Origin of the sequence: Pseudomonas sp. TNT3 (assembly GCF_010095445.2) — a bacterium.
In the GTDB taxonomy this organism is placed as follows: Bacteria; Pseudomonadota; Gammaproteobacteria; order Pseudomonadales; family Pseudomonadaceae; genus Aquipseudomonas.
In genome coordinates, this window is the sequence record NZ_WFGV02000044.1 from 1 (window position 1) to 12926 (window position 12926).

At 60.0% G+C, this 12926-nt stretch carries 12 protein-coding genes; 9 read left to right on the plus strand and 3 right to left on the minus strand.

The features are described 5' to 3' along the window. On the plus strand, nt 1-1094 hold a 1094-nt coding region (locus GBC55_RS22240; protein WP_281508187.1), incomplete at its 5' end, for an ATP-dependent helicase C-terminal domain-containing protein. A 152-nt stretch (nt 1095-1246) separates the two neighbouring features. On the opposite strand, the gene GBC55_RS22245 is transcribed toward GBC55_RS22240, so the two are convergent. Beyond that, nucleotides 1247-2161: a LysR substrate-binding domain-containing protein gene (locus tag GBC55_RS22245; protein ID WP_162439581.1), complete on the minus strand. Its 915-nt coding sequence runs from the start codon at nt 2159-2161 to the stop codon at nt 1247-1249. Between the two features lie 226 nt (nt 2162-2387). Here GBC55_RS22245 and GBC55_RS22250 point away from each other — a divergent pair, with 226 nt between their 5' ends. From GBC55_RS22250 to GBC55_RS22270, 5 genes are all read left to right on the plus strand, one after another. Next, entirely contained in the window at nt 2388-3878 is a 1491-nt protein-coding gene (locus GBC55_RS22250; RefSeq protein WP_162439580.1) for an aldehyde dehydrogenase, read from the plus strand. 34 nt (nt 3879-3912) lie between these two features. Next, a complete protein-coding gene (locus GBC55_RS22255; protein WP_162439579.1) occupies nt 3913-5283 on the plus strand; it encodes an aspartate aminotransferase family protein in 1371 nt (456 codons plus the stop codon). A 392-nt stretch (nt 5284-5675) separates the two neighbouring features. Beyond that, nucleotides 5676-6662, plus strand: a complete 987-nt coding sequence (locus tag GBC55_RS22260; RefSeq protein WP_162439578.1) for an ABC transporter substrate-binding protein — start codon at nt 5676-5678, stop codon at nt 6660-6662. A gap of 9 nt (nt 6663-6671) precedes the next feature. After that, nucleotides 6672-7475, plus strand: a complete 804-nt coding sequence (locus GBC55_RS22265) for an ABC transporter permease (protein ID WP_162439577.1) — start codon at nt 6672-6674, stop codon at nt 7473-7475. Then, nucleotides 7463-8299: an ABC transporter ATP-binding protein gene (locus tag GBC55_RS22270; protein WP_162439576.1), complete on the plus strand. Its 837-nt coding sequence runs from the start codon at nt 7463-7465 to the stop codon at nt 8297-8299. Before GBC55_RS22265 ends, GBC55_RS22270 begins: the two co-directional genes overlap by 13 nt. Nucleotides 8300-8437: 138 nt before the next feature. Here GBC55_RS22270 and GBC55_RS22275 read toward each other — a convergent pair whose 3' ends face one another. Together GBC55_RS22275 and GBC55_RS22280 are read right to left on the minus strand one after the other, a co-directional pair. Continuing rightward, entirely contained in the window at nt 8438-9517 is a 1080-nt protein-coding gene (locus tag GBC55_RS22275) for an endonuclease/exonuclease/phosphatase family protein (RefSeq protein WP_162439575.1), read from the minus strand. Between the two features lie 238 nt (nt 9518-9755). Next, complete coding sequence (locus tag GBC55_RS22280) at nt 9756-10433, minus strand: YciC family protein (RefSeq protein WP_162439574.1); 678 nt, start codon at nt 10431-10433, stop codon at nt 9756-9758. 177 nt (nt 10434-10610) lie between these two features. On the opposite strand from GBC55_RS22280, the gene GBC55_RS22285 reads away from it, so the two are divergent. The 3 genes from GBC55_RS22285 (at nt 10611) to GBC55_RS22295 (ending at nt 12621) form a co-directional block, all read left to right on the plus strand. After that, nucleotides 10611-11366: a DUF2076 domain-containing protein gene (locus GBC55_RS22285; RefSeq protein ID WP_162439573.1), complete on the plus strand. Its 756-nt coding sequence runs from the start codon at nt 10611-10613 to the stop codon at nt 11364-11366. A 141-nt stretch (nt 11367-11507) separates the two neighbouring features. Beyond that, the gene (locus GBC55_RS22290; RefSeq protein ID WP_054616703.1) at nt 11508-11987 is read left to right on the plus strand and encodes an NYN domain-containing protein; all 480 of its coding nucleotides are present in this window, start codon (nt 11508-11510) and stop codon (nt 11985-11987) included. 22 nt (nt 11988-12009) lie between these two features. After that, on the plus strand, nt 12010-12621 hold the full coding sequence (locus GBC55_RS22295) for a 3'-5' exonuclease (protein WP_162439572.1): 612 nt from the start codon (nt 12010-12012) through the stop codon (nt 12619-12621). Nucleotides 12622-12926: the final 305 nt, after the last annotated feature.

Here is a 12926-nt window from a genome sequence, read left to right on the forward strand (position 1 = left end):
GTGGTGCTCAGGGCGGCGTGCAGCGTGCCCGGCAACTGGCGCGGCAGTATCGCGGTTATCTGCGGGGTAAAGCGTCGGAACCGGTCAGCAACCCGGATCATCCGCGCTGGCTGGGCGCACTGCTGGCGCTGGCCTATCCCGACCGCGTCGCCCAGCAGCGGCGTGCCGGGGGCGCTGAGTATCGTCTGGCCAACGGTCGCGCCGCGCTGTTTGCCGAGGCCGACAGTCTGATGAAGCAACCCTGGCTGGTGATCGCCGACCTCGGCAGTCGACAGGGGCAGCGCGAGGAGCGGATTTATCTGGCGGCGGATTTCGATCCGGCGTTGTTCGACTCGGTGCTGGCCGAACAAGTGCGCGTGGTCGATCAGCTGGATTGGGATGAGCGCGAAGGTGTGCTGCGCGCCGAGCGGCAGCGCAAGGTCGGGGAGTTGATCCTCAGCCGTGAACCACTGACCGGTCTGGATGAAACCGCGCGCAGTCAGGCGCTGGTCAATCTGGTGCGACGCAAGGGGCTGGAGCTGTTGCCCTGGACCCCGGAGCTGCGCCAGTGGCAGGCGCGTGTGGCGCTCCTGCGCCAACTGGATCTGGGCAGCAAAGGCGAGAGTGAATGGCCGGATGTCAGCGACGGGGCGTTGAATAAAAACCTCGAACACTGGCTGATGCCGTATCTGGGAAAGGTCTCGCGCCTCAGTCACTTCGCCAATCTGGACCTGTCGAGCATCGTCCATAACCTGCTGCCCTGGCCACTCCCGCAACGGCTGGACGAACTGGCACCCCATCACTTGTCCGTGCCATCGGGCTCGTCGATTCGTCTGGATTACAGCGAGCATCCGCCGATTCTGGCGGTGCGGTTGCAGGAACTGTTTGGCCTGTCCGACACCCCGCGTATCGCCGGTGGTCGCCAAGTAGTGAAGCTGCATTTATTGTCCCCGGCGCGTCGTCCGGTGCAAGTGACCCAGGACCTGGCGAACTTCTGGCGCAGCACGTATGCCGAGGTGAAGAAGGATTTGAAGGGGCGGTATCCGAAGCATTATTGGCCGGATGATCCATTGGTGGCCGAGGCTACTGCGCGGATCAAGCCTCGTAAAACCTGAAGATCAAAAGATCGCAGCCTCGTTTCACTCGACAGCTCCTACAAGGGATACGCAATACATGCAGAGCTGTGTAGGAGCTGTCGAGTGAAACGAGGCTGCGATCTTTTGACGTTGACGTTAAAAACGCGCCTGCGATCTTTTGACGTTGACGTTCAAGACCCGGCCTTGGCCGTCAGTTGCTCCCGACAATAATCAGCAAACATCTGCGCCGGTTTGGTCAACTGCCCGCGCTTGAGCCACGCCGCCACCAACCCCGACCCCGTGACATCCTCAACGATGTCCACGCACACTACTTTCTTGCCGTCATACGTGCATTCCGAGTGCGGCCGCGTGACCAGGATCGAGAAACCAAACCCTTGCCCGACCATGCCCCGGACCATCTCGATCGACGGTGAGCTGAACGCGATGTGCGGGGTCAGGCCCAACTCTTCAAACAGGCTGACGAAGTAGGTCCGGCTCGGTTGCACGTCCAGCAGAATCATCGGCTCCAGGCACAAATCCCGCAGCGACACTTGCTTGAGCTGGGCGAAGCGATGGTCCGCCGGCAGTAACGCATAGGGTCGTTGCGCCGGCATCAACGGCTCGGTTTCGATGGTGGCGTCCAGATCGTGTTCATACAGGATGGCCAGGTCGAAGGCGCCCGATGTCAGGCCTTGCACCAGCTCTTGTTGCTCACCGTCGCGGATGCGGATCTTCACCCCGGGGTATAGCGCCGAAAACCCGGCGATCAGCTGCGGCAAGTACAACGGCGCGACCGTTTCAAAGCAGCCGATATCGATTTGTCCGGACACCACATCGTTGTCGGCCAGGGCGTTCTGTTCGAACTCCTTGGCCATGCGCAGCAGTTCCTGGGCCTTGCGATAAAAGCGCGCGCCGCTGGGCGTCAGCGACACACCTTGAGCGTGGTGCCGGATCAGCAGTTGCACACCGAAGCTGTCCTCCAGGCCTTTGATTGCCGTGGAGATCGCCGGCTGGGCGATGTACAGCTTGCGCGAAGCCTCGGCGACGCTGCCGCACTCGACGGTGGTGATGAAGTATTTCAGTTGACGCAGGTTGTAGGCAGCCACGGCAAACCTCGGGGTGGATGATGTCGACATCCAAGCAAATTGCGAGCCGCCCGCATCCGTTCTGACGACGGTGTTTTTGTTGCTTGAACAATAACCACAAGCAACCCGGCTGGGGAGAATGACTACCCCGTTTTTTTATCGTCTGCGAAGACATTTTTACTATTTTTGCTGGACTCGTACCTGAGCCAACATCCAGAACACAAGAAAGCCTTTGGAGCGTCTGAACGTGTTCGAGCTTGCATATTGGCAAAATAAAACCGCTGCCCTGCGGTTTCCCGATCAGGCCGTCATCGACGGCAAACACTGTACGGCGCAGACAGGGCAGACCTTCGCGGCAATCAATCCAGCCACCGGCCAGTGCCTGGCGAACGTGACCGCGTGCGGCGAAGCAGAGGTAGACGCGGCGGTGCGTAATGCACGGCAGGTGTTCGAGGCCGGCACGTGGTCGGGCCGATCACCGGCTGAGCGCAAGCAAGTGCTGCTGCGTCTGGCTGACCTGCTCATGACCTATCGTGAAGAACTGGCACTGCTGGATTCGCTGAACATGGGCAAGCCGGTAATGGATGCCTACAACATCGACGTCCCCGGCGCCGCCGGAGTGTTTCGCTGGTACGCCGAGAGCCTCGACAAACTCTACGATCAGATCGCCCCCAGCGCGCAAAACGTCCTCGCCACGATCACCCGTGAAGCGTTGGGCGTGGTCGCGGCAGTCGTGCCGTGGAACTTCCCGCTGGACATGGCAGCATGGAAACTCGCGCCGGCACTGGCGGCGGGCAATTCGGTGATCCTCAAGCCCGCTGAACAGTCACCCTTTTCTGCCCTGCGTCTGGCCGAACTGGCGCTGGAAGCCGGCTTGCCAGCAGGTGTGCTCAACGTGTTGCCCGGGCTTGGCGAGCAGACCGGTAAAGCCCTCGGCTTGCACCCGGACGTCGATTGCCTGGTGTTCACCGGGTCCACGGAAGTCGGCAAATACTTCATGCAGTATTCCGCGCAATCGAACCTGAAACAGGTGTGGCTGGAGTGCGGCGGCAAGAGCGCCAACCTGGTGTTCGCCGATTGCCAGGACCTTGATCTGGCCGCCGAGAAAGCCGCGTTCGGGATCTTCTTCAATCAGGGCGAAGTGTGCTCGGCCAACTCGCGGTTGTTAGTCGAGCGCTCGATTCACGACGCCTTTGTCGAGCGCCTCAAAGCCCAGGCTGAACGCTGGCTACCGGGGGATCCACTGGACCCGTCGAGCAGCGCCGGAGCGATCGTCGACAGCCGCCAGACCGCGCGCATCATGAAGTTTATCGAGCAGGCCGAACGCCAGGGCGCGACGAAGGTGTGTGGCGGTCGCCAGTCGATCTTCAACGGTTCCGACAACTTTATTCAACCGACGATCTTCACCGGTGTGCGCCCGGACATGCCGCTGTTTCGCGATGAAGTGTTCGGCCCGGTGCTGGCGGTGACGGCGTTCGATGACGAGGCACAGGCCTTGCAACTGGCCAACGACAGCGTCTACGGTCTGGCGGCTTCGCTGTGGACCGACGACCTCAACCGCGCCCACCGCGTGGCGCGACAATTGCGAGCGGGCACGGTGTCGGTCAACAGCGTCGATGCGCTGGACGTGACGGTGCCTTTTGGCGGCGGCAAACAGTCCGGATTCGGCCGCGACCTGTCGCTGCACTCATTTGATAAATACACCCAGCTGAAGACCACCTGGTTTCAGCTGCGCTGATAACAGCCGCTCACAACAAAACGGAGAACTGGCGATGACCACACCACGTGAAACCCGCGACTATCAGGCCGCCGACGCTGCGCACCACATCCACGCCTTTGTCGATCAAAAAGCCCTGAACGACGAAGGACCACGCGTGATGGTCCGCGGTGAGCGTCTGCATCTGTGGGACAACGACGGTCGGCGTTACCTGGATGGCATGTCCGGTTTGTGGTGCACCAATCTCGGTTACGGACGCAAGGATCTGGCTGCGGCGGCGACCCGGCAGCTTGAGCAGTTGCCGTACTACAACATGTTTTTCCACACCACCCACCCGCAGGTGATCGAGCTCTCGGAGCTGCTGTTCAGCCTGTTGCCGGGGCACTACAGCCACGCGATCTACACCAACTCCGGGTCTGAGGCCAACGAGGTGCTGATCCGCACCGTGCGCCGTTACTGGCAGGTGCTCGGCAAGCCCGAGAAGAAAATCATGATTGGTCGCTGGAACGGCTACCACGGTTCTACCCTGGCCGCGACGGCGCTGGGCGGGATGAAATTCATGCATGAAATGGGCGGCATGATCCCGGACATCGAACACATCGACGAGCCGTATTTCTTCACCCATGAGGGCAATCTCACGCCGGCGGAATTCGGCCTGCGAGCGGCGCAGCAACTGGAAGCGAAGATTCTCGAACTGGGTGCGGACAAGGTCGCGGGCTTCATCGCCGAACCGTTCCAGGGAGCGGGCGGCATGATCTTTCCACCGGAAAGTTACTGGCCGGAAATCCAGCGCATCTGCCACCAGTACGACGTGCTGTTGTGTGCTGATGAAGTGATCGGCGGCTTCGGTCGTACCGGCGAATGGTTCGCCCATGAGTACTTCGGTTTTGAACCGGACACCTTGTCCATCGCCAAGGGTTTGACCTCCGGCTACATCCCCATGGGCGGGTTGATCCTGTCGAAGAAAATGGCCCAGGTGCTGGTGGAACAGGGCGGGGTATTTGCCCACGGCCTGACTTATTCCGGACACCCGGTGGCGGCGGCGGTGGCGATTGCCAATCTCAAGGCATTGCGCGATGAAGGCGTGGTCACGCGCGTCAAGGATGACATCGGCCCGTACCTGCAACAGTGCTTGCGCGAGGTGTTCGGCAATCACCCGTTGGTGGGTGATATTCAAGGCGTGGGCATGGTCGCGGCGTTGCAACTGGCCGAGGACAAGACCAGCCGCAAGCGCTTCGCCAATGAGAACGACATTGCCTGGCGTTGCCGCACAATTGGCTTTGAAGAAGGGGTGATCATTCGCTCGACGCTGGGGCGGATGATCATGGCGCCGGCGCTGATTGCCAGTCGTGAGGAGATTGATGAGTTGGTGGGCAAGACCTTGAAAGCGCTGGATCGTACGGCGCAGGAATACGGCCGGCTCTGATCTTTTATCGCTCTTGCGGACCTCAATCGCGGGCAAGCCCGCTCCCACAGATTTGTGTAAGTGCCGGATTTTGAGGCCAACACGCACACTGTGGGAGCGGGCTTGCCCGCGATAGCTATTGGCGATTCACACCCTATCTAATCTTTTGCACCCACCCCGTGCACCTCTTCCAACACCGCCCTTTTACCGGGCACGCTACCCAGTTTTTTCATCACTCCCGGCGACATATTTCCTAATTTTCCTTCTCCCCGCACTGGGCCAACATCGACTTCACCAGTCAGCCCGATGCTGCCCACCGCAAGGTCCATCAGAGACCCGAGGTGACAGCTGATGTCCAGAGCCGCTGGCCGTACTGCCCATCAAAACTAAATCAACAGCTTTGGGAGTGCTCCATGATCAAGTCCTTGCTTACCCGTCTCGCCCATCCACTGGCGCTCACCGCCATTGCCGCCACGGTCGCCACCAGCGCCCAGGCCGGCACCCTCTCTATCGGCCACACCACCTGGGTGGGCTACGGCACGCTCTACCTGGCCCGGGACCTGGGTTACTTCAAGGAAAACGGCCTGACCGTCGAATTGCCCGTCGTCGAAGAAGCCTCCATGTACATGGCCGCGCAGGCTTCCGGCGAGTTGTCGGGCTCGGCGTCGACCATCGACGAAGTGCTGAAATACCGTCCGCAATTTTGCTTCAAGGCCGTGGCTGCACTGGACGACAGCCATGGTGGCGACGGCGTGCTGGTGGGCAAGGACGTCAAGAGTCTGCAGGAGCTCAAAGGCAAAGCGGTGGCAGTGAACGAAGGGTCGACGTCGCAGTTCTGGTTGTCTTATCTGCTGAAAAAACACGGCATGACCATGAGCGACATCACCGTGCAGAACATGACGGCTGACGATGCCGCCACCGCGTTCATCGCCGGGCGCGTGCCGGCTGCCGTGACGTGGGAACCGCATCTGTCGATGGTGCGCAGCAAACAGCAAGGCAAGGTGCTGATCGACAGCAGCAGCACTCCGGGTGTGATCGTCGACGTGGTGGCGCTCAACTGTTCGGTCATCGAGAAGCAGCCGGAAGACGTCAAGGCGCTGGTCGCTGGTTTGTACAAGGCCGTCCAGTACACCAAGGATCATCCGGAAGAAGCCTACAAGATCATGGCCAAGGGCGTCGGTGGTTACCTGGCCGATCCGAAGGAACTGGCCGCCGCCGCGAAAGGCGTGCGGTTCTACGATCAGGCGATGAGCGAGAAACTCCTGGGCGCGCCGGGTGCGCCGGGCGACAGCGAAGCGTTGATCAAACTGGCCAACGAAACCGCCAGTGAATTGCAGGGCAAACCCTACAACGTCAGCAATGACGATCTGATCGACAACCGCTTCGTCACCCCGCTGTAGGAGGTTCGCATGTTCAAGCGCAATTCATGGCTGAGCCGCTGCATCACGCCCAAGACCGGTCTGCCGGTGCAGGTGATCTGGAGCGCCAGTGGGCTGGCCTGGGTGTTGTTGGTGGGCTTGTGGGCCGGCTTGTCTTACGGCGGTGTGGTACCGGGGATGTTCCTGCCGACACCGGGTGCGGTGGTTGAAGCCGCCGTGCGCCTGAGCCGCGACGGCACCCTCGGTCTGCATGTGTGGGCCAGTCTCGAAGTGGTGATGGTCGGGTTTATTATCTCGTCGCTGGTGGCCGTGCCGCTGGGGTTGCTGATGGGCAGCTTCCGCATCGTTCAAGCGTTCCTCGAACCGATGGTCAATTTCATTCGCTACTTGCCGGTGACGTCGTTCGTGCCGCTGTTCATTCTGTGGATCGGCATCGGCCTGGAGCAACGGGTTTCGGTGATCATCTTCGGCGTGTTCTTCCAGCAACTGGTGATGATCGCTGACGTGTCGAAAGGCATCTCCAAGGACCTGATCAACGCGTCCTACACCCTCGGTTCAAATCGCCGCGATGCGGTGCTGCACGTGATCGCGCCAGCGTCGTTGCCCGGTGTCCTCGACACCTTGCGCGTGACCATGGGCTGGGCCTGGACTTACCTGGTGGTCGCCGAGCTGGTGGCGGCGTCCAGTGGCCTGGGTTACCTGAGTCTCAAAGCCATGCGCGGCTTTCAGGTTGACGTGATCTTCCTGGCTATCGCGATCATCGGCCTGCTGGGCCTGTTCACCGATCAACTGTTCCGCTTCCTACGTCTGAGGATCGCCGCATGGGCTCAGTAACCGCAGTCAACCCTCGTTTCGTCACGTCCCAGTCGGCTCCGGTACAGGCCGCGCCACGGTTGCAAGTGGACAAGGTCAGTCTGCGCTACCAGAAGCCCGACGGCGGGATGTTTACCGCGCTGGAGAAGGTGTCGTTCGAGGTGCCCGATCAACAATTCGCGGTGCTGGTCGGGCCGTCAGGCTGTGGCAAGTCGAGCCTGTTGTACCTCACCGCCGGGCTCAACGAACCCACCGAAGGCGAGATCTACGTGGGCGGCCAGCAAGTGCAGGGACCGGGTGCGGACCGCGGCATGGTGTTCCAGAGCTACACCCTGTTTCCCTGGCTGACCGTGCGCCAGAACGTCGAGTTCGGTCTCAAACGGCGTGGCATGGCGGCCGCGCAGCGCAAGGAAATCGTCGACTACTACGTCAATGAAGTGGGCCTGACCGGCTTTGCCGACAACTACGCCAAGCAGTTGTCCGGCGGCATGATGCAACGTGTGGCGATTGCTCGCGCGCTGGCCAACGACCCGCAGATTCTGCTGATGGACGAACCTTTCGGCGCCCTCGATAGCCAGACGCGCCTGCAAATGCAGCAGTTGTTATTGCGGGTCTGGGGCAACAGCAAAAAAACCGTGCTGTTCGTGACCCACGATATCGACGAGGCGATTCTGTTGGGGGATCGGGTCTACGTGATGGGCGCGCGGCCCGGGCGGATCAAGCAGATTCTGGATGTGCCGATCGAACGTCCACGCCACCTGGACATGGTCATGGAGCGCTCGTTTATCGAGATGAAACGCGAGATTTTCGGGTTGCTGCATGATGAGCTGGAAGAGGCGCATTGAACCGAACCGGTTGTGCACAATTCCCCCTGTAGGAGTGAGCCTGCTCGCGATGGCTTTTTTCCAGGCGATGTATAGGGTGCCTGATCCACCGCTATCGCGAGCAGGCTCACTCCTACAGGTTTTGTGTTTAGCCAGAGCTTACGGTGCTGCGGGCAACAGAAACCGCGCAATCACTGGCAAGTGATCGGAAATGCGCAACGTATCGTCCTGCCTGACCATGGCCTCGACCCGTTTGATTCGCGGGCTGTAGAACAGGTAATCGACCGTCCGGTCCGGGCCGTTCAAGCCCGGATCGTTCGGGTAATGCGTCAGCCACAGCGCCCGGTCGGCACCGCTGGCCTCGTTGTTGGTGGGGATCATCGGGTATTTGTCCCACAGAAGATGCAGCGCGCTGTCGGCGGAGTAGGGCGTGCGTTGTTCGTTGGGCAGGCGTTGGAATTGCCCCAACGGCAACAGATTGAAATCACCGCCAATCAGCCAGGGCGTGCCTCGGCTTTCGTATCGGTCGAGCACCTTGCCCACGGCGGTCACCTGGTCTTGCAGCGTTTCATCCGGTTGGGTGGCGCGGTCCAGATGCGTATTGAGCGCGGCGATCTGGCCGCCATCGCTTAGCGGCAGATACGTGACCAGCAGAGCGTTTTTCGGTTTGAACTGACGGCTGATGAAGTTGGCGGGCTCAATGGGCAATTGCAGGCGTTCGGCGTGTTCGATCTGGTAGCGGCTGAGGGTGGCGAGTTGCCGGCCGACGGCGCCAAAGATGTGGGGCTCGGGAACGAATTCGGCCTTCCAGTCGAACGCGTGGGCGCTGCAGGGGTAGAGGTCGGCGAGCCGTTCCTGGAGCAGTTTGAGCTGGTTCTGGTAGTCGCTGGCTTTGGCACCGTCATCCAGCTCCTGCAACAGCACAATGTCCGGCTGCTCGTCACGGATCACCCGCGCGACTTCATCGAGGCTGAATGCCATGTCCTCCGGCGTGGGATTTTCGTCATTGCCTTGGGCCAGGTCGTTCCAGAACACATAGCGCTTGCCTGCCAGGTACTGGACGTTCCAGGTCATTATCTTCAGCGCTTGGCCAGGCACCAGCGTGGGGGCCTGTGCGTTGCAACTGACGGGCAACATTTCCTTGGCCTCGGGGCGCCAGGTCAGGTTGTAGATCAGCAGGGCGACCAGGGCGATCGCGATCAGCAGGCCCAGCAAGGTGTAGCGCAGTAGACGGGTCATGACTCGGCTTTTATCGCGTTACAAAAGATGAGCCCGAGCATAACCGAGCGTCGGGCGTAATCCCAAGGATGTTAGCGTGATCACCCGCTCCTTGTAGCAGCTGGCGAAGCCTGCGTTCGGCTGCGCAGCAGTCGTAAACGGTATACGCGGTTTGACTGAAAAACCGCGACCACAGATTTCTACGACTGCTGCGCAGCCGAACGCAGGCTTCGCCAGCTGCTACAGGTAGTTTGCGGCGTCAGTTACGCGGCCCATCGGTTTTGGCCGGTTGTTCGCTGATCAACATGAACAAACGGAACAGCACCACGCTGGTGAACAGTTGCAGGAAACTATGGGCGCTGTCGATCAACAATGAGATGACCGGGTTTTGCGGGTCCGGGTAGATCGTCAGTGTCGCGCCCTTGAGTACCCACAACGGGCCCATCACACACAGGATGCACACCAGGATTCTCAGGAAATGTCCCCGTGTCAGGCGCAGGCTTTCCTTCATGGCGGCAAGCGGGGCCAATCCACGCAGCACCAGCAGGTATTCGCCGAAGGCCAGGGTCACCATCAGCCAGATGCCTGGCAGGAAATAGAGCGACAAGCCGAGCAGGATCAGCAGCGTGTTAAGGGCCGTCAGCAGGGCGAAACGCGGCCACAGGGTCGCAGACATTGCCAGCAGGTCACGGGTGCGCGGCGATTCGCCACGACTGCGGGCGTCGAGAAACAGGATCAGTGCGGCGGTGTAGAGCGGGTAGATCAACAAACCGACGATCACGCTGATGCCAGGAAAGCTGTCCGGCTCAGTGGAGTAGTCAACGACTTGTTGCAACAGCGCCTCGAAGATCACCAGCGGCAGGCACAGCCGCACGATCTGGCCCAGATTGCGCTTGAAGAAATACAGAGAGTCACGCAGTACATCGAAGGAATTCATCAGTCGGTATCGCAGATTGAAAGCAGTGGCTCACTTTAACCGATGATGCGCTTGGGGGCGCAAACGTAAACGTTCGGTAAAGGTCATTGAAACATCCTGTATCAGCCTCCATTACCAGTGAGCAGCTTATCCACAGCGGATGAGACGACGAAATTCCCGGCAATCTACGAGGTCGCCATGAACAGCGAAGAACAAACCCTGATCGATGGACTGTTTTCCCGGCTGCAGCAGGCCGAAACGGATTCAGCCCCGCGTGACGCTCAGGCCGAGGCGCGGATCAAGGAACACCTGACTCGCCAGCCCGCAGCAGGCTATTTCATGACCCAGGCGATTCTGGTGCAAGAGGCAGCTCTCAAGAGCCTCGACCAGCAGAACAAGCAACTCACCCAGCAAGTCCAGCAATTGCAGGCCGAGCTGCAGCAAGCCAAAGCACAGCCCTCAGCACCGGCGAGTGGTGGCTTCCTGTCGAGCATCTTTGGCGGTGGTTCCCGTGATACGCAGCCCGCGAGCACTCAATCGGCACCGGTTTCGAGCAGTGGAGGCTGGCGTGAGCCGGCGCGTCCTTCGTTCAATTCGCAGCCCGCTCAGCAAAACTTCGGTGCTGCACCCCCTCAGCAAAATTACGCCGCGCAGCAGCCTGCGGGTGGCAGTTTTCTTGGAGGCGCCCTGAAAACGGCAGCCGGCGTGGCGGGTGGCGTGATGCTGGCACAAGGCATCAGCAGCCTGTTCAATCACAATCAGCAGCCCGAAGTGGTTGAAGTGATCAAGGAAGAACCGGCTCAGGTCAACGATCAGAGCGGCGGCGACAATGGTTGGGGCGATGACCAGCGTGTCGCTGACAACAGCGCCAGTGATCAGGGCGGTTATGCCGATGCTGATTACAGTGACGACAGTTCGTCATTCTTTGGCGCAGATGACGACTCCTTCGTCTGATTCCGTTGCGGCGAGGGGGCAACCTCCCTCGCCGCATGGCTGATTATTCGCGGAACATTCCTTCGTGCTGGCATACTGGGCTCCCTTTCGGGCCTGGTGCCTGATCCAGCCTGCGCGTCTGCGCGCGAACGAGGATGAACGGTGAAAAAAATCGCAGTGTTCGCCGATGTCCAGAACCTCTATTACACCGTGCGTCAGGCTTATGGTTGCCACTTCAACTACGCCGCGCTGTGGGCTGATATCAGCAAGCAGGGCGAGATTGTCGAGGCCTATGCCTACGCGATCGATCGTGGCGACAGCAAACAGCAGCAGTTCCAGCAGATCCTGCGCAACCTGGGCTTCGTCGTGAAGCTGAAACCCTACATCCAGCGCAGCGACGGCTCGGCCAAGGGTGATTGGGACGTGGGCATCACCCTCGATATCATGGATGCCGCCGATCACGTCGACGAAGTCGTTTTGGCTTCCGGCGACGGTGATTTCGACATGCTGCTCGAGCGAATCATCAGCAAGCATGGCGTGCAAGCCGTGGCTTACGGCGTGCCTGGCCTGACCGCCAATTCGCTGATCCGCGCCGCCAGCCGCTATGTGCCGATCGAAGGCGCATTGCTGCTCAAGAATTGATTTTTACGGAGTTGAAACAGGTTTGGAACGCATAGCAGTCATCGACTTTGAAACCACCGGGATCTCACCGAGCAGCAGTTGCCGGGCCACGGAAATCGCCGTGGTGATCCTTGAACAGGGGCGCATCGTCGAGCGTTACCAGAGCCTGATGAACGCCGGCGTGCGCGTGCCGGGATTCATCGAACAACTCACCGGCATCAGCAACGCCATGTTGCGCACCGCACCCTCGGCCGAGAAAGTGATGAACGAGGTCAACGAGTTCGTTGGCATCACGCCTCTGCTGGCGCACAACTCGGCGTTCGACCAGAAGTTCTGGGATTTCGAGATGGGGCGCATCAAGCGCACCCGCTTGCAGAACTTTGCCTGTTCACTGCTGCTTGCCCGTCGTCTGATGCCGGCGGCGCCGAACCATAAACTCGGCACCCTCACCACCTTCGCGCAACTGCCCCACACGGGCCAGGCTCACCGGGCCATGGCCGATGCGGAGATGGCGGCCAACCTGACGGCGCACCTGGCCCAGGAATTACGGCAGAAGCATGGGCTGCGCGAGTTGTCTCACGATTTGCTATGCAGTTTGCAGAAAGTGCCGGCGGCGAAGATCAATGAGCATTTGAAGCGGCATCGCGGGTTCTGACGGGAACAGGGTAAATCTGTTGAACGCTTGATCCCTCGAACTCCCACACCCTGAGCCCTGTAGGAGCTGCCGAGTGAAACGAGGCTGCGATCTTTTGATCTTGATTTTTAAAGGCAAAATCAAAAGATCGCAGCCTCGTTTCACTCGACAGCTCCTACACAGCTCCTACACAGCTCCTACATAGTTTCTGCAGGCCGGACAGAGACCATGTTTTCAAAGTGTACCGGTGCGAAAAACCAATTTTGTAACTTATTTTTACCCATTGGCCTTTCTAGAATAACCGTTCTTTTGTCTTGCCTTCGAGC